The sequence below is a fragment of the Enterococcus sp. AZ140 genome (assembly GCF_051714405.1).
Classification (GTDB): domain Bacteria; phylum Bacillota; class Bacilli; order Lactobacillales; family Enterococcaceae; genus Enterococcus_B; species Enterococcus_B pernyi.
On sequence record NZ_JBIORU010000001.1, the window covers coordinates 620,499 to 637,965 of the forward strand.

The following is a 17,467-nucleotide window of genomic DNA, read 5'->3' on the forward strand; positions in this document are numbered from 1 at the left end:
AACGTTTTTTATTTGCTTATTGGAGCGTTCAATTTTACATGGTTATTTTAATCAGTATCAAATGAGTTGGTTTTACTTCTATGATCAGTTTTTGATAGTGGTTCAAAGTGTTCAGTAGATAAACGAGCTACTAATACCATTCATTACGGATATTCGTCCTTTCTATTTTTTTTTAGCAATCCACTTTTGCACTAGCGTAAGGTTAAAAAACAAATCGCTTTCAGATTGATAATTAATATTACCTAATAACTATATTAAAATAACTTAATGACAACAATCGATAAATTTCAGAAAACTATGAAATTATTCAATTGAAGTATTATTTGAATACTGTAAAATTGCATGAAGAAGTTAGAAATTAGGCGTGTTATTAGTTCAATTTGTTTATTAATTATTGCGACGAAAGAGGCTTGTTCTTAAGGTAGTCTCACATAAACAATTTTAAGTAATGGGAAAAACTGATTTGGATCTAGTAAGATGTTCTCTGCATTAAATGTTATTATGGAACACATCAAATATAGAATCTGTTACTTTCATTAATGAGTAAATATAAAAATAATCTGTGAAGAAAGATATATTTTTTTGTAATTATTTTCTTGAGTGAAGTATCAAAATGTAAGCGTAATTAAATTTGGTGAATCTGACAAATAAATCTTAAAAGAAACATTAATGTGGTTTTTAATGTTTTAAGGAGGGAGTGAATGGAAACGAAAAGAATTGAAACGCCTGAAGAATACTTGGCCTATTATGATCAGAGAGTAATCAATCATTCTTTTATCAGTAAACATCCAGAAATGTTTGAATTTTATCTTGATTTACGAACAAAATTCCTAATGACTTATCAGCAAACAGATGCCACTCTTTTTCTGAAATTAGCAATATTATTAGATATTGATGCACAGCTACAGATCCTATTAGAATTGATCAAAAGTACAAACAAAAGTTTATGTGAAGAATTAGGGATGACAGAATCAGAAATCATTTCAATGATCGCCAAAGATAAAAAATGTTTTTACAGAGAACTAACAGGTCTTGACATGAATCACTCAGTACCATGGCAGTTGATTTATCTTAGTGAATCTTGAGGAAGCTTGATTGCTCTCATTAAGATAGAAAAAATTCAACGAACTAGTCGCAGGTAAAAAAACAAAGGTCGGGACAAGAGAAGTTATCTCTATCCCGACCTCATATACATATAAAAATTAATAGATTATTTCCGTGTCTTGATCATATCAAAAACGTCATAAGCAACAAATCCCATTGCAAGCAAATAAAGCGCCCAAGTAAAGATCGAATTTGTGATGAATTGGTAGTATAGATTTAAACTGCAAAGGGTGTATAATGCCAAGCGTAGGAATGTGAATGGTTTGGAATGATAATTAGTCAAAATAAAAGCCTCCTGAAAGATACATATCCTATTTAAACAATAAAATACTCGTTACCTATAGTGTACGGTGAAAGCTATTTCATTGTCAAATTCCTACAGGGATCAAAGCCAATTAGCTCGCAAGAAGATACGAGTAAAAGCAGGTTTATCTATGAAATAAATCACGTTGTTTTTTCTTTATTCTGTTATGATAAGGATAGTAAAACAAACAGATAGAAAGGAGCTGAATGTATGGCAAAGAAAATTGCTTCACCAGAGTTGCCCGAATTAGTTGAGGGAACCTTTTATTTAGAAGATGAAACAACCTTTTCAGGTATTTTTTCTGAAGGGGAAGACCAAAGCTATCTTAGTTCTCGCAATATCGTGTTGAAGAATAGCCATATCAAAAAATTAGCGATGCAAAAATCTCGGTTGGAGCGGTTTGAATGTAGCGATATCATTTTTGAAAAGTGTGATTTCTCAAATTTAGAATGGTTTGGTGCAAGCTTTCATCGTGTGCATTTCAAGCAATGCAAATTGACTGGAACCAATTTTTCTGACAGCTTTTTAAGAGACTGCGTCTTTGAAGAATGTGTGGCAAACCTGTCTTCTTTTAGCTACACGAATATGAAGTTCGTTCGATTTAGCGACAATCAATTGAAAAATACTGATTTTTTCGATAGCAATTGGAAAGATCTAGTAGTAGAAAACAATGACCTTTCAGGCTCAAATTGGGTCAATACGCCACTGAAAGGATTAGATTTTACAACGAATACATTTTCTCAAATCAACCTGTCATTGGAATTACTTCGCGGACTGATCGTCAATCAGGAACAAGCAATCATTATTTCGGCGGGGTTGGGATTGGTGATTGAGTAGATAAAACAGAACGAACAATGTTAAGAAATTAGTCAATTTGATCGAATACATCCTAGAATCAACCTAGAGCATAGTTGAATTATTTCATGACCACTAAATTTAGTTTATTGGCAGAAAGGAGAACTTACCGATGGATTTGACAGAAAAACTTGTCGATTTTGCTGCTACCTTGGAAGCCGTCCAAATGGATCATCCGTTTGGAAAATTTCCAGATTATATCGTGTTCCGCCATCAATCAACAGGTAAATGGTTTGGTTTGATCGTATCTGTTGAAAAAGACAAATTAGGTATAGAAGGCGAAGGTCAAGTTCCCCTCGTCAATGTCAAAGCAGATCCAGAAATCATCTCCATCCTGAAAAAGAGTAAAGGCTATTATCCTGCTTATCATATGAATAAAAACCATTGGATAAGTGTAGCTTTGAATGGCGCAGTCGGAGAAAAGCAACTCTTTTATCTATTGAAAGAGAGTTATGATTTAACGAATGAGTGCTAAAAATAATAGTGGAAGATTTCACTTTCATCAAAACAATCCAACGATCACTTGGATTGTTTTTTTTTGTGAAATTTAAGCGCTATCTTTTTGTTCAAAAAAAATTACCAAAAAAATTACACAAAAAACAGATTAGCTTTAGAAAGAGAATAGGTCTGTTATGTATGATAGTAAATATAACAAGAGAAACATAACTAAAACAAATAGAAGAGGATGGTTTTTTATGATGAAAAAAGGAACAAAGTATAAAGGTTATCTGGTATTAGTATGTTCTATCGGTCTTTTAGCAGCATGCAGTTCAGAGACTAAAGATACGAGTGAGTCAGAGATACCAAAAGTAAAAAGTGAACGAAAAGTAACCATTGATGGAAAGGAAGGGACGGAAAAAGTTTTGGATAATGGAACGATTGTTCAAGAGTTTGATGAACAAGTGTCGGAAAAAGACGAGGATTAAGTAGTGGACAGGATGTCGTAAGCGCTTTTTTATGACTAATCTGAATGAAGGAGTAGGTACATGAAGCCTAAAAAAAGAAAAAAATTCAACCGAAAATGGTATTTGCCAGTAGCAGTCGTCACCGTTTTACTAGTGGTTGGTGCAATCAGTATAGTTGCTTCTAGTGGGAAAACAAAAGAAGAAAATTCAGAAACAAATATTGAAGCCCGGTCTGTCAAATCCCTTATTGATGAGGTGAAAGCGGCGAATTTGATTTTAGCAGGAAAAGTCATGCCAAATAATAGCAACAAAATCAAAATTGATCCAGAACGAGGAACAGTGAAAGATATTCTGGTAAATGAAGGAGATGTCGTAGAAAAAGGGCAACCTTTGTTTACATACCAAACGGATCAACAGAGAAAAGTTGTGGAAGCTGAAATGGACGTAGAAATCAAAGTGAGAGCAGTAGAACAAGCACGAGTGACTGCAAATCAAAAATGGACAGCACATAACCAAAAAGTAGCAGAGCTTGGAAAAGCAAGACAAGATTATGCGAAGGAAAAATCCGAAGAGTTACAAAGTACGATCAAAGCATTAGAAGGAGAAATCACTGGTCTACATGCAGAAGCTATTGCTGGCGACAATGAAGTGAAGAATGCCGAAACAGAATTGCGAAAAGCCCAATTACTTCACGAAAGTGAAAAAGAACGACTGAATGAAGACACAGTGACAGCTGATCACCCAGGAAGAATCAAATCATTGAATCGTGACTTAATCAATCAATCAAAAGAGCGTCAAAAAGAAGAAAACTTTATGGAGATCCTTGATGATTCGAACTTATACGTTGATGGCCAAGTCACCGAGTTTGATCGTGAAAAAGTCGCTGTCGATCAGCGAGTAGAAATCATGGATCGTAAAGATCAAGCGAACACTTGGCAAGGAAACATTGTACAAGTAGCGAACTTAACGAATGATGCAAAACAAGAGGACCAAAAAGAAGAAAACCCTAATTTGTCTAAGTTTCCTTATAAAGTTAAGATCGATCCAAAAGAAGAAATGCCACTGATTGGTTCCAATGTGTATGTCAATGTTTTACCGAAAGATTTTGTGTCAGGAAAAGTGATCATCAACCAAAGATACCTCATGGAAAAAGATGGAAAATATTATGTATGGAAAGTAGAAAATGGTCGGATCAAAGAGCATGAAGTAAAGGTAAATCCGATGGATAATGAACTCGCAGAAATAGTCGAAGGATTGACTGTTGAAGATCAGCTTGCTTTGCCTCAAACAGGAATGGTCGAGGGAATGGAGGTTGGTGCAAGTGTTGACGCTTAACAACATTCAGAAGTCATATTGGCAAGGCGGGAAAGAACTAAAAGTCCTTAAAGATATCTCTTTGCAAATCAATGAAGGAGAACTGGTCGCAATCATGGGGCCATCGGGGTCAGGAAAGTCGACATTGATGAATATCATTGGTTGTCTGGATACAGCTACATCAGGGGATTATATTGTTGAAGGAACGGATGTCAAAACGTTAGCGGACAATTCATTAGCTGATTTCCGTAATGCAAAAATCGGCTTTGTTTTCCAGAATTTCAATCTCATGCCAAAATTAACCGTTTCGCAAAATGTGGAAATGCCATTAACGTATAAAAAAGTCAATAAAAAAGAGCGGCGTAAGCGTGCTTTGGATATGTTGCAATTAGTAGGGTTAGAAGATCGAAGTGACTTCAAACCGATGGAATTATCAGGAGGACAAAAGCAACGTGTCGCAATTGCGAGAGCTTTAGTGACTAACCCTAGTTTTGTTTTAGGGGATGAGCCGACAGGGGCACTTGATACAAAAACCAGTAGCCAAATCATGGACCTCTTTAAGGAATTCCACCAAGCAGGAAAAACAATTATTCTAATTACCCATGAGCCAGAAATCGCAGCGTTATGTCAGCGAACGATCACTTTACGAGATGGTCAAATAATCAGCGACGAACAAAATGAAGTGAGGTGATCGAGAATGGAAGAAATCAGATTTGCCTTACAATCGATTTTTGCTCATAAAATGCGTTCGGTATTGACTATGCTAGGTGTCATCATTGGGATTGCTGCCATTATTTCGATTTTCAGTATCATCGGAGGAAACACCGAAAAAATGAAACGAGAAATGATTGGTAGTAACAATAATACGATGAATATCCAATATGACAGAAAAAGTGCTTTTCAACAGAACACTATGTCAGATGGAATCCTATCTGAAAAGGAAGAGAAAAAACCGTTATATTTTCCATTTTTAGACGAGGATGTCCTAAAAAAAGTCAATGAGATACCAGAGGTCATAGCAAGTGGTTTGTCTTATCAAAAGGATGGGAAAATCTACAGGAAAGCCAAAGGGACCGACGCCAAAGTTTCTGCTGTCACTTCTTCTGTTGAGGACTTGGAGCAGTTAAACTTCATCAAAGGGGAAGGATTTACTGCCCAAGCATTCAAAGAGCAACAACAAGCAATTTTTCTGGAAGATTCCTTGTATGACGAATTATTTCCAAATGAAGAAGGGATCGGACAGTTTGTTGAAGTGAATGGGGTGCCATTTAAAGTTCAAGGTGTATTTCAGTTAGATCCCAATAGTAGTAATCTATTTAGCTTTGAGAAAAGAGCTTATGTTCCTTTACAGCAAGCACATAAACTATCTGATGAGTTGGATATTGTTCCCCTTGTCACGATCCAAACAAATAATACCGACCAATTACAAGGCGCTGCAGAAAAAGCTGCAGAGATCCTCAATCAACAGGTTCCACCATCTGATTATGAGTATGGGGTGATGAATCAGAAAGAATTTGCCAGAGAATTGGAACGAATGAACCAGTCAAGTTTTATTCTTTTGTCTGGTATAGCAAGTATCTCGTTATTAGTGGGGGGAATCGGTGTGATGAATATCATGCTGGTCTCTGTCACGGAAAGAACGAAAGAAATCGGAATAAAGAAAGCACTCGGCGCAAGAAGAAAAGTGATTTTAAAACAATTTTTAGTAGAAGCGGTCGTCCTGACTTTGATTGGTGGGGTACTAGGTGTGCTTGTTGGTTTGTTAAGTGGCTATGCCATTACGCTATCACTGGATTATCCTTATATCGTATCCGTGATTTCCATTGTCGTTAGCTTAGTATTTTGTTCCCTGATGGGTGTGATATTTGGTCTATTACCGGCGATGAAAGCATCGAAATTAAACCCTATCGAGGCATTACGCTTTGAATAAGGAGAGAGCTATATGGAAAGAATTTTAGTTGTTGAAGATGAATATATGATCAATCAGATCGTGACGGAATTTTTAAAAGAGCGTAAATATGAAGTTTATTCAGTAAGGAGTGGCGAACAAGCATTGGAAGTTTTTGCTGAAGAAACATTTGACTTGATCCTATTGGACATTATGTTGCCTGGGATAAGGGGGACGGATGTTTTAAAGAAAATTCGGGAAACGTCGGATGTGCCGATCATCATGCTGACTGCCTTGGATGATGAATATACGCAGTTGCTCAGTTTTTCCCATTTGATCAGTGACTATGTCGTCAAACCTTTTTCCCCACTTATTTTGATCAAACGGATCGAAAATGTGTTTCGGATGAATCAAGGAAATCCCCACATCACTATCGGGGAGTACGCCATTGATCTCGATGGTGGTCTTGTAAAATACCAAGAGGAAGAAATCCATTTAACAAGAAAAGAGTATGATATTTTAGTGATTCTAATAAGAAACAAAGGGAAAATCATCACGCGAGAACAATTAGTGTATCAAGTTTGGTCGTATGAATATCATTTGGAAAATCGAATATTAGATAATCATATAAAAAATATCCGAAAGAAAATGCCACTTTTATCAATAAAAACGATCAAAAATAGAGGCTACCAGCTTGAGGACACCCCATGAGTATCATGCTGAAAAATTTTCTGTTTTCTGGGATCATCATTTTTCTAGTTTCGATTCTTTCATTGATTGTCTTATATTTTACGATGCCAGTCTACTATGAACGAATGAAGCTGAACGAAATAAACAAGGAATTCAATCAAGTGGCAAAGAGTATAGAGCACAAAGATTTAGCTACAATGCAAAACGCTGTTGATCAATACTGGCTTGAAAGAGAACAAAATCTTGATATCATGCTGTTGGATAATAATGGCCTAGTTCTTGGTCCTTTCTTTGACGGGAATCTTGACTATTCAGGCATCAGTCTTTTATCTGATGAAAAGAGAATTTTTCAAGAGATTACTGACAAACAAGGTAACACTTATTATTTATTTGGCATATACTCGATGCAACCAGTCGCAGAAGCAAGTCAAGTGTTACTTCATTTATATCCATTTATCATCATCGTCTCACTAATCATTGGGGGGATCGGCGCTTACTACTATAGTATTTATTCGACAAAAAAAATCAAAGAGATATCCAAAGTAACAGAAAAAATGATCGAATTAGATGCGGATATTCGTTGTGATGTCAAAGGTACGGATGAAATCTCACTTTTAGCGCAAGATATCAACCATCTCTATGTTTCTTTGATCCAAACAATTGAAGTGTTAGAGCTTGAAGTAGCTAAAACGAAAGAATTGGAACAAGCAAAGTCAGAGTTTATGCAAATCGCTTCTCATGAATTGAAAACACCTGTTGCTTCATTGATGGGGCTGATTGATGGCATGATCTATAATGTCGGAAAATTTAAAGACAGAGAGCGATATTTAGAAGTTTGTAAAAATATTTTGCAAGAACAAACAGAAATGATCAATAATATCCTCTTTGCCTCAAGAAACAATTTGCCTTCAGATGATGTGGTCTATGAAGAAGTCTCAATCAAAGAAATGATCGAACATAAATTGACTTCTTTCCGGATACTTGCTGAAGCAGAACAGAAAAAACTAGTCGTCAATCTAAAAGGGGAGAAAATCATCGGTAATAAAAATGATATTGATAAAATTTTAGATAACCTACTAAGTAATGCCTTCAAATATACGAAGCATGAGGGAGAAATCAGTCTGTTTTTTGATGGTAAACAATTAGTGATTGAAAATGAAGTGAATCAGATACTTACGGAGGAGGAATTAAGTAAGATTTTCCAACCTTTTTATCGACCGGATTTTAGCAGAAGTCGAGATACTGGAGGTTCTGGTTTAGGATTGTTTATCGTACAACAACTTTTTGAAAAATATGGCTGGGAGTATTCATTCAAGTCAACTGCTAATTCCAGAATGTGCTTTTCTGTCATTTTTAGTGGAAGAAGCCTAAATTGATCGATGGTATCGCTAAAGGATAAACGGTCTGTCGCCACAAGATTTATTGGATATTTTTGTGATGGTAGCGAAGCTAATAGCCAAATTGCACAACTGCTATTTGCCAGGGACTTTGATTTTTTATTTTTACACACTCAACTGGAATGTACAAAACCACACTATACCATACCACTAAATAGTAAGAACAAAATGATCAAAAAACTCACAACGTACTAGAAACTCTTGTAGAAAATTTAGTCCCTGGTAAGTAGCAGTTGTGCAATCAGGTTGTGATAGATTAAAAGAAGTCAGGACTACGTTCGCGCAGTCCTGACTTCTTTTTGTATAGTTTCTTCTACTATTCCTTGATTTTTCTTTCGCGTACAAAATAGTAACCCGTCATATAGATCAAGAAAATCAAACCAATCATCAATGAGATTCTTGTTTCGGGATTGATGAACATAAAGATTAATACCACTGCCAAAAAGGCCAATGACAAGTAATTGGTATATGGGGATAAGGGCATTTTAAATGGATGTTCAAGCATTTCTATCGGATGTTTTTTTCTGAATTTGATTTGACTGATCAAAATAACGATCCAAGGTACCATCCCTGGTAAGATACTGGAACTATAGACAAAAACAAATAAATCCTGTGATTGGGAGTAGACGAAGGGCAACAAATAATTCAAAATCAACCCAATCAAAATACCAAATGAGATGGCTACTACTGGGTAAAATGGTACTCCATGACGTGTAAGTTTCAAAAACTTTTTAGACATTTTGCCGTTGATGGCTAATGTGTAGACCATGCGACTGGCGCTGAAAATACCGGAATTACAACCAGATAACGCAGCTGTGATGACAACAAAATTGATCAAACCAGCAGCAAACGTGATCCCGATTTTAGAAAAAGTTTGAACAAACGGTGATCCTAGTTCGCTCAATTGATTCCAAGGATAGATGCTGACAATGATGAAGATCGCCCCAATATAAAAAATCAAGATCCGCCCGATCGTTGATTGGACAGCGTCTACAATCGTTTTTTGGGGATCTTTCGCTTCACCAGCAGTCATCCCGATCAACTCGATTCCTTGGTAAGAGGCAACGACGATCGATAGAGCAAAAAAGAATCCTTTCACGCCACCAGTAAAGAAACCACCATTTTTCCATAAGTTTGAAATCCCGATTGCTTCTCCTTGGTTACCGAATCCAAATAAAATGATGCCTAAACCGGCGATGATCATCAAAATAATTGTCACTACTTTAATAGTAGAAAACCAAAATTCTAATTCACCAAATGCTTTGACAGAAACAAGGTTGGCGAACATCAAGAAAAGGATCACAACGATTCCTGGAATGATCTGGGGCAAGTCTGGCCACCAATAGTTCATATATTCCCCTACAGCAATGACTTCACTGATACCGACCACGATAAACTGAAAAATATTGCTCCAAGCCGTCAAATAACCTGCGACGGGATGGATGTATTCACTTGCATAATTAGCGAAAGAACCGGTGGAGGGATCTAGATACAACATCTCGCCCAATGCACGCATGATCAGGTACAAAAAGAAGCCTGCTACAGCATAAGCAACCATTACAGAAGGTCCTGTCCAACGGATGGTGGATGAAGCACCCATGAACAGACCGACACCGATCGTTCCTCCTAGCGCAATCATTTGAATATGACGTGCACTGAGACTACGAGTTAATTTTTCTTCTTCCATACAAAAACTCCTTTTTTAAGTTGAGTGATAAAGTAAAAAATAAGTTTATTCTATAACTAGTAAACAAAATAACAACCATTACTTTATAGCTCTTGTTTGTGATTTTACAGAAAATTTTCAAAAATTGCGAGAAAAATCTAAAAAATCAAAAAAATTAGCTATAACACTTGTAAAAGATTTTGATATTAGTTAAACTAAGTTTGAATAAAAAGTTAGGTACACCGAAAAGGAGTGGTAAGAGGTGTCTAAAAATGAAATATCCGTTAAAGATTTGACGGTTGCTTATCAAGGAAAGACAGTATTAAATCATGTATCAACAGTTATCCAATCACAAAAATTTACAGGGATCATTGGACCGAATGGCGCTGGGAAATCTACTTTTATGAAAGCTTTATTAGAATTAGTTCCTAAAATTTCCGGAGAAATCACTTTCGACGGTCGCTCCATAAAAACGATTCGCAAAAAAATTGCCTATGTCGAACAGCGTAGTGAGCTGGATCTTTCTTTTCCGATCGATGTATTAGGGGTAGTTTTGTTAGGAACCTATCCATCCTTGCGCTTGGGACAACGTCCTGGAAAAAAAGAAAAGGAACGAGCAAAACAAGCCTTAGCGAAAGTGGACATGACAGAATATGAAAATCGACAAATCAGTGAATTATCTGGAGGACAATTACAGCGGATATTTATTGCTAGAGCTTTGGCTCAAGGCGCAGAATGGATTTTTTTAGATGAACCATTTGTTGGGATCGATGCGGTCAGTGAAAGAAAAATCTTTGCTATTTTAGATGAACTGAAAAATGAAGGAAAAACTATTGTGATCGTCCATCATGATCTGCACAAAGTCGAAGCCTATTTTGATGAAGTAATTTTATTGAATAAAGAATTGATTGCAGCTGGATCAGTTGACGAAGTATTTACTTCAGAAAATCTACAGTTGGCTTATGGGGAGATCATTGGACAATTAGTTAAAGGGGTAATGGAAAAATGATTCAATCGTTTATTGAGGGGTTAATGGATTATCAATTTCTACAATACGCATTGATTACATCTATGTTAGTTGGATTGGCTTCAGGGGTGATTGGCTCTTTTATTATTTTGAGAGGGATGTCTTTGATGGGGGATGCGATTTCTCACGCGGTACTGCCTGGAGTCGCGATTTCGTATATGTTTGGTTTTAGTTACATTCTAGGAGCCACTGCATTTGGGATGTTGACAGCTGGCATCATCGGATTTGTCACACAGCGTAGCCGTTTGAAAAATGATACAGCTATTGGGATCGTTTTTAGTTCGTTCTTTGCATTAGGTGTCATCTTGATTTCTTTTGCGCAAAGTGCAACTAATCTGTACCATATCTTATTTGGAAATGTTTTAGCAGTTAGAGAAAGTGATATGTTGATGACTGCCATAGTGAGTGGGATCGTCTTATTGTTTGTATTTATTTTTTATAAAGAACTGAAAATCACTTCTTTTGATCCAATGATGGCAAAAGCTTATGGGTTGAATACGACACTTGTTCACTATTTGTTGATGTTCTTCTTAACACTGGTTGCCGTTGTGAGTTTACAGACAGTAGGAACGATTTTGGTCATCTCGATGTTGATCACACCAGCAGCAACTGCATATCTTTTGACCGATCGATTGGCAAAAATGATTTTTATTTCGGCAACAGTCGGCGTGTTAAGTGCGATCATCGGTGTGTTTTATAGTTATAGTTATAATTGGCCTTCTGGGGCGACCATCGTGTTGACCAGTGCAGTATTCTTTACGTTGGCCTTTTTATTTTCACCGACTAAAGGGATTGTTTTTTCAAGAAACAAAACGAAAAAAAATGCCGAGTCGTAAAAAATCTAACGAATAGAAATGGAGTATGTACATGAAAAATAAACTGAATATCTTATGGTTAATGGGAGCTGTCTTATTTATTTTTGCAGGTTGTGGCAGTTCCGCAGCAGAAGAGAAAGAAGAAAACCTGACCGTCGTAGCAACAAATTCGATCATCGCCGACATGGCGAAAGAAGTTGGAAAAGAACATGTTGATGTGCATAGTATCGTCCCTGTTGGAACTGACCCACATGAATACGAGGTATTACCAGAAGATATCAAAAAAGCAAGTGATGCTGATGTTATCTTATACAATGGGTTAAACTTGGAAACAGGGGATGCTTGGTTTGAAAACTTGATGGATACGGCAAATAAAAAAGAAGATGAAGACTATTTTGCAGTAAGTAAAGAAATTGAACCACTTTATTTGACCGGTGGAGAATCAGAGACAGAAGCAGATCCACATGCGTGGTTGGATCTTTCAAACGGAATCAAATATGTACAAGAAATCGCACGCATCTTTGCTGAAAAAGACCCAGACCATGCTAAGCAATATGAAGAAAATGCAGATGCATATATCGAAAAATTGAAAGAATTAGATAAACAAGCGAAAGAGAGTTTTGGATCGATCCCAGACAATAAAAAACTATTAGTAACAAGTGAAGGAGCTTTTAGATACTTCTCACAAGCATACGATCTACCAGCAGGGTATATTTGGGAAATCAACACAGAAAGCCAAGGTACACCTGAACAAATGCAATCGATCATCAGCCAAGTTCGTGCTTCGGATGTTCCAGTCTTATTTGTGGAAACAAGTGTTGATCCGAGAAGTATGGAACGTGTCGCAAGTGAAACAGGCCTTGAAATCTATGATGAGCTATTCACTGATTCCATTGCAAAAGAAGGAGAAACTGGTGATTCTTATTATGGAATGATGAAATGGAACATCGAAACGATCCACGATGGTCTATCTCAAGAAAAGAAATAATCACTAATCGATCTAATAATTTAAAAAGAGGCAAAAGTGTGTAGCCTCGATAAATAAGGCGTCATCCACGGAAATTGTTCTTTAAATTTTTGTGGATGGCGCTTTGTTTTTGAAGAGAGTCCTTCTATTCCTTCCGTTTGCTCAGTTTTGGAGACGTGAGGGCTAATGCTTCCGCAATTTATACAAATAAAAATTCGTTCGTTTATTGTTTTAAAGATACCAATTTTAGTGAAATTCCGTTATAGTTAAAAGAGAGGAAAGGAAGGTGAAGCTATGAATTTTACTAGCAAAGACAAACAATTGATTGCAAAAGAAATAACAAAAAAAATCAACCAACTAGAAAATAAGGAGAAAGATCAAGATCTCCTATTTCTTGAAGCAGAAATGGCGAAAGCGTTCATAGCAAGCCCAGAAGAATTGGAAACAGAGGAATACCCTGGGAAATGGTTATTTGATGATTTTCAGCCATTAGATGAAGAAACAGGTATTGGCTACTTTGTCTTTCTTTCATCCGTCGGTTTTACGCCTGGCGTATTAGTCAAACAAAAGAATGAACTAAAGGTTCAAGCATGGCCCGCATTGTTTTCTTTGATAGGAACAGAGGGTGTGATTCCAAAAATCCAATCTGCATTTTTCAAGAGTGCATTTATTGCAAATAGCAAACTAATGAATACGTATTATAATCGTTTAGTAGAAATTGCTCGCCCAGGAGAGATTCCACAAACGTTCACTTATGGGCAACAAAAAAATCTATACGAAGATGTTGTTTATTCACGGGATCTATCTGTGTTCTCAGCAAGAGAACAACTCCGTTTACATGAACTACTCCACACAAAACCTGTTTCGTTGAACTTTTTCAATGCATTAGACCAACGTCGAAAATGGGTATCTGTGAATTTCTGGGAAGTATTTGCTGCTAGAAATCGTTGGATGGAAGAAAGAAAAATCCCAGATCAACAGATCCAATTCGTTCAATTGAAAAAAGAACGATTATATTACGGATTATATAGTCGTGTCTGATCGAGGGTGGTAATGATGGCACTAACATTAAAGGAAGAAATCATTCAAGAAAGTAAGCGAATCGGGATTGATAAAATCGGGTTTACTACAGCAGAGCCATTTGATCATTTGAAAGAATCGTTGGTAGAACAAAAAGCTGCTGGACATACTTCTGGATTTGAACACCCTAATATCGATGAACGTTTATATCCGGAAATGACGTTTGATCGGCCGAAATCAATTATTGCAATTGCTTTAGCGTATCCGACAAAGATCCATGAAAAGATGCCTAGAGATGAAAAGCGTGGACAGTTTGCTCGTGCTTCTTGGGGCATCGATTATCATGATGTCTTACGGGATCGTCTGCAACAATTGATTTCATTTATTGAGTCACGAGCGACACATTGGCAAAAGGAAGAAGAATGGCGCTTGGCGCCGCAAGTAGATACAGGTGAGTTGATCGACGTAGCTGTGGCGCAACGTGCTGGATTAGGGTTTATCGGTCGAAACGGATTATTGATCACAGAGGAATTTGGCTCGTTTGTCTATTTAGGTGAGATCGTGACCAATATCGACCTAGAACCAGATGCTCCTGGTGTCTTTGGGTGTGGCGAATGTACGCGTTGTGTGTCGGCTTGCCCAACGGATGCACTTTTAGGTGATGGGCGAATGAATGCTAAACGCTGTTTGTCTTATCAAACGCAGACAAAAGGCATGATGCCAGAGGAGTATCGAAAGAAGATGAGCAACGTCATTTATGGTTGTGATATCTGTCAGTTGGTTTGTCCTTATAATAGAGGGAAAGATTTTCACTTTCATCCAGAAATGGAACCAAAAGTAGACGAAGTCTATCCGAAACTAACGCCCATGTTAACGATCTCTAATAAAGAATTTAAACAGCAATACGGTCATTTGGCTGGCTCATGGCGTGGAAGGAAACCTCTTCAACGAAATGCGCTGATTGCCTTAGCCAATTTAGGAGAACGTGCCGCTTTGCCTCATATTGAAGAGTGTCTAAGTGATGTCCGTCCAGTGATTCGCGGGACAGCAGCGTGGGCAATCGGTAAGTTAGGAATCAAAGATCCTGAAAAATGGCAAGAAGTATTAAGTTGCGCACTGGAAAAAGAAACAGACGAAGAAGCAATCCATGAAATGAACCAAGCAATCCAATTGTTACAAAAGAAAAAAAGCCCTAAAAAATGACTTTTTTACTCAAATACGTCATTTTTTCCAGTAATTGTTGTAACAATTACTGGTTTTTTTGTGTTTATTGCATCAATTTTTGGAAAAATGAGAAGAATTTCGCAGAAAAATACAATAAATTGAAAAAAATTTATTCTGAATATTACAGAATGTAAGTTTTTTTAAAGTTTCTGTGAAAGGATTGAAAAACGATTCCAACGTTGATTTATAAAGCTTCTGCGACTTTAGTCCTAGTTTTTCGGAAAATCAAATATTACAAATATTAAAAATATGACGATTTTGTCATTAAATGTCATAATTCTTTCACCTATGAAATATTTCTAGATGATAAAGTTAGTGACGTTGAAACAAATCAAAGAGAAAAAAAGGAGCTTACTATGAATTCAATTAAAAAGATCGTTTTGGGGACAACTGTTGCCGCTGGAGCAACTGCAATGTTTGTAGGGACTACTGCTCATGCAGATGAAGTCTATACAGTAAAAGCTGGAGATTCATTATCTAAAATCTCACAAAAATTTGCAGGTGACAATTCACTGATCAAGGCTATTGCAGAGCAAAATTCGATTGACGATATCAACCGCATTTTCGTTGGTGAAGAATTAACAATTCCAACTGACGCTTCATCAGTAAAAACAACAGAAGTAGCACCAACAACTGAAAAAGTAGAAACTCCTGTAGTAACAGAAACACCAGCGCAAGAATATACATACGTTGCGCCTGTTGAAACAGTTGAAGTAGCACCAGCTACAACTACTGTAACAACAAACAGCAACTCTGCGAAAGAATGGATTGCACAAAAAGAATCAGGTGGTTCTTACACTGCAACAAACGGCCGTTACATCGGACGTTACCAATTAGATTCAGCATATTTGAACGGTGACTACTCACCAGCGAACCAAGAACGTGTTGTAGAAGAATACGTTGCTGGACGCTATGGTTCATGGGATGCTGCAAAAGCATTCTGGTTAGCAAACGGTTGGTACTAAGATAACCATCAATCATGAATCCAAAAAAGAGGGCTACGCAAGTAGGCCTCTTTTTTTTACTTCTTTTATAATCTTGAAAGGTACGTATCGATTGATTTTTGATAATGGTCGCCTCGCCAAATCCCTGTGTTGAGATACTCTGCAATCAAATAGCCGATATAAGGGCCAGTAGTCAAACCAGAGGAGCCTAAGCCACTTGCGGCGATCAAGCTTGGTTCATCTGGAACAGGTGCAAAGAACGGCGCAAAATCGGAGGTGTACGCCCGTGTGCCTACTCGCATGGTGTGTTTCCATGTAGCAAGTTGATCGGGTTCAGCTAAAAATGGTACTGTACTTTTTATCAATTGCTGATAAGCAGATTCGGTAGGAACCAAATCCCAACCCGCATCATTTTCATGGGTGGCGCCAACTAGTATAGTCCCATCGTTGAATGGGATAAAATCGGCTTCTCCTTCTAACATGGCAACAGGCCATTCTTGGCTGTTCGCATAAGGTGTTTGAAAAACGATCAGCTGTCCTTTTTGTGGTCGAATATCAGCATGAAAGCCAATCTGCTCCAGTAACGGCTTCAATGAAGGGCCAGGCGCTAGAATGACTCGGTCAAAGTCAAGTTGTCCAAAAGTACCAGAGATGACCCAGTGTGCGGTTTCTTTGCGTAACTGGACACGTTCAGAGATTACTTTGACCATTTGTTTCTCCAAGCGTGTGGCAAGGTGAGATAGATAGGCATGACCGTCTAAACGCCCCCCTCCAGTCACAAATAAAGCAGGTGATGGTTTTAGCAATGGGAGAACTTTGGCTGTTTCTTCAGCTTGTAACAGCGAAATATCGCCGATCTCTGGTGCGTCTTTCTTTCGTTGTTCGGCAAGTGCAGCAAGATCTTCCAAAGCTTCTTTTTGGCGAAAAATCAGTGTGCCGGATTGTTTATAGATGGAATCATCAAGTGATAGATCCTGGATTAGTTTTGGGAAAAAAGCCGCACCATCTTTTGCTAACTGATACCACTGTTTATTTCGTCTTTTTGAAAGCCAAGGCGAGATGATGCCTGCACTAGCGCGAGTGGCTTGTCCTTCTTTTGCATCAAATAAGGTCACCTCAAATTTAGAGGTGTCTAAATAGTTGGCTAATGTCATACCGATGATGCCACCACCGATAATAGCAATTTTTTCCATAGAAAAACCTCCTTTACTTATCTACCATCTCATAGAATCATTAGAGATACAATATTTTATCCAAGGATTTTTTTCTATTTCATCCGAACGATTGTATGGTGAAAACTGATTATTGATAAAGTTAGAGACAAAAAAACAAGGAGGAGTGAGCTTC

At 37.3% G+C, this 17,467-nt stretch carries 18 protein-coding genes; 15 read left to right on the forward strand and 3 right to left on the reverse strand.

Translation table 11 applies throughout. The features are described from left to right. The first annotated feature begins 701 nt into the window (after positions 1–701). Positions 702–1,085 carry a DUF7006 family protein gene (locus IGJ39_RS02935; RefSeq protein ID WP_019724361.1) on the forward strand — a complete coding sequence of 128 codons (384 nt, stop codon included), beginning with the start codon at positions 702–704 and terminating at the stop codon, positions 1,083–1,085. A gap of 125 nt (positions 1,086–1,210) precedes the next feature. On the opposite strand, the gene IGJ39_RS02940 is transcribed toward IGJ39_RS02935, so the two are convergent. Next, positions 1,211–1,387: a hypothetical protein gene (locus IGJ39_RS02940; RefSeq protein ID WP_019724362.1), complete on the reverse strand. Its 177-nt coding sequence runs from the start codon at positions 1,385–1,387 to the stop codon at positions 1,211–1,213. 231 nt (positions 1,388–1,618) lie between these two features. Here IGJ39_RS02940 and IGJ39_RS02945 point away from each other — a divergent pair, with 231 nt between their 5' ends. The 8 genes from IGJ39_RS02945 (at position 1,619) to IGJ39_RS02980 (ending at position 8,436) form a co-directional block, all read left to right on the forward strand. Further along, positions 1,619–2,245 (forward strand): pentapeptide repeat-containing protein, encoded by a 627-nt coding sequence (locus IGJ39_RS02945; RefSeq protein ID WP_065096215.1) that lies wholly within the window; start codon positions 1,619–1,621, stop codon positions 2,243–2,245. A 130-nt stretch (positions 2,246–2,375) separates the two neighbouring features. Beyond that, entirely contained in the window at positions 2,376–2,738 is a 363-nt protein-coding gene (locus IGJ39_RS02950) for an MmcQ/YjbR family DNA-binding protein (RefSeq protein ID WP_019723148.1), read from the forward strand. Positions 2,739–2,895: 157 nt separating this feature from the next. Further along, positions 2,896–3,189, forward strand: a complete 294-nt coding sequence (locus IGJ39_RS02955) for a hypothetical protein (protein WP_438764160.1) — start codon at positions 2,896–2,898, stop codon at positions 3,187–3,189. 60 nt (positions 3,190–3,249) lie between these two features. Continuing rightward, positions 3,250–4,503 (forward strand): efflux RND transporter periplasmic adaptor subunit, encoded by a 1,254-nt coding sequence (locus IGJ39_RS02960; RefSeq protein WP_019723146.1) that lies wholly within the window; start codon positions 3,250–3,252, stop codon positions 4,501–4,503. Next, positions 4,490–5,173, forward strand: a complete 684-nt coding sequence (locus IGJ39_RS02965) for an ABC transporter ATP-binding protein (RefSeq protein ID WP_019723145.1) — start codon at positions 4,490–4,492, stop codon at positions 5,171–5,173. Before IGJ39_RS02960 ends, IGJ39_RS02965 begins: the two co-directional genes overlap by 14 nt. 6 nt (positions 5,174–5,179) lie before the next feature. Next, a complete protein-coding gene (locus IGJ39_RS02970; RefSeq protein ID WP_019723144.1) occupies positions 5,180–6,412 on the forward strand; it encodes an ABC transporter permease in 1,233 nt (410 codons plus the stop codon). Positions 6,413–6,424: 12 nt separating this feature from the next. Continuing rightward, a complete protein-coding gene (locus IGJ39_RS02975) occupies positions 6,425–7,081 on the forward strand; it encodes a response regulator transcription factor (protein WP_019723143.1) in 657 nt (218 codons plus the stop codon). Beyond that, entirely contained in the window at positions 7,078–8,436 is a 1,359-nt protein-coding gene (locus IGJ39_RS02980) for a HAMP domain-containing sensor histidine kinase (protein ID WP_077151558.1), read from the forward strand. The genes IGJ39_RS02975 and IGJ39_RS02980 overlap by 4 nt, the downstream gene beginning before the upstream one ends. Before the next feature lie 337 nt (positions 8,437–8,773). On the opposite strand, the gene IGJ39_RS02985 is transcribed toward IGJ39_RS02980, so the two are convergent. Then, a complete protein-coding gene (locus IGJ39_RS02985) occupies positions 8,774–10,144 on the reverse strand; it encodes an amino acid permease (protein WP_065095714.1) in 1,371 nt (456 codons plus the stop codon). A 241-nt stretch (positions 10,145–10,385) separates the two neighbouring features. Here IGJ39_RS02985 and IGJ39_RS02990 point away from each other — a divergent pair, with 241 nt between their 5' ends. From IGJ39_RS02990 to IGJ39_RS03015, 6 genes are all read left to right on the forward strand, one after another. Further along, positions 10,386–11,132 carry a metal ABC transporter ATP-binding protein gene (locus IGJ39_RS02990; protein WP_019723141.1) on the forward strand — a complete coding sequence of 249 codons (747 nt, stop codon included), beginning with the start codon at positions 10,386–10,388 and terminating at the stop codon, positions 11,130–11,132. After that, the gene (locus IGJ39_RS02995; protein WP_019723140.1) at positions 11,129–11,986 is read left to right on the forward strand and encodes a metal ABC transporter permease; all 858 of its coding nucleotides are present in this window, start codon (positions 11,129–11,131) and stop codon (positions 11,984–11,986) included. The genes IGJ39_RS02990 and IGJ39_RS02995 overlap by 4 nt, the downstream gene beginning before the upstream one ends. Positions 11,987–12,017: 31 nt before the next feature. Then, positions 12,018–12,953: a metal ABC transporter substrate-binding protein gene (locus IGJ39_RS03000; RefSeq protein WP_019723139.1), complete on the forward strand. Its 936-nt coding sequence runs from the start codon at positions 12,018–12,020 to the stop codon at positions 12,951–12,953. A gap of 273 nt (positions 12,954–13,226) precedes the next feature. After that, on the forward strand, positions 13,227–13,973 hold the full coding sequence (locus IGJ39_RS03005; protein ID WP_019723138.1) for a hypothetical protein: 747 nt from the start codon (positions 13,227–13,229) through the stop codon (positions 13,971–13,973). A 15-nt stretch (positions 13,974–13,988) separates the two neighbouring features. Beyond that, positions 13,989–15,155, forward strand: coding sequence for a tRNA epoxyqueuosine(34) reductase QueG (gene queG, locus IGJ39_RS03010; RefSeq protein ID WP_019723137.1), 1,167 nt, complete (start codon positions 13,989–13,991; stop codon positions 15,153–15,155). Between the two features lie 377 nt (positions 15,156–15,532). Then, complete coding sequence (locus IGJ39_RS03015) at positions 15,533–16,141, forward strand: LysM peptidoglycan-binding domain-containing protein (RefSeq protein ID WP_023519180.1); 609 nt, start codon at positions 15,533–15,535, stop codon at positions 16,139–16,141. A 65-nt stretch (positions 16,142–16,206) separates the two neighbouring features. Here the strand turns inward: IGJ39_RS03015 and IGJ39_RS03020 are convergent, their stop codons facing one another. Further along, entirely contained in the window at positions 16,207–17,313 is a 1,107-nt protein-coding gene (locus tag IGJ39_RS03020; RefSeq protein ID WP_019724396.1) for an NAD(P)/FAD-dependent oxidoreductase, read from the reverse strand. Between the last annotated feature and the right edge of the window lie 154 nt (positions 17,314–17,467).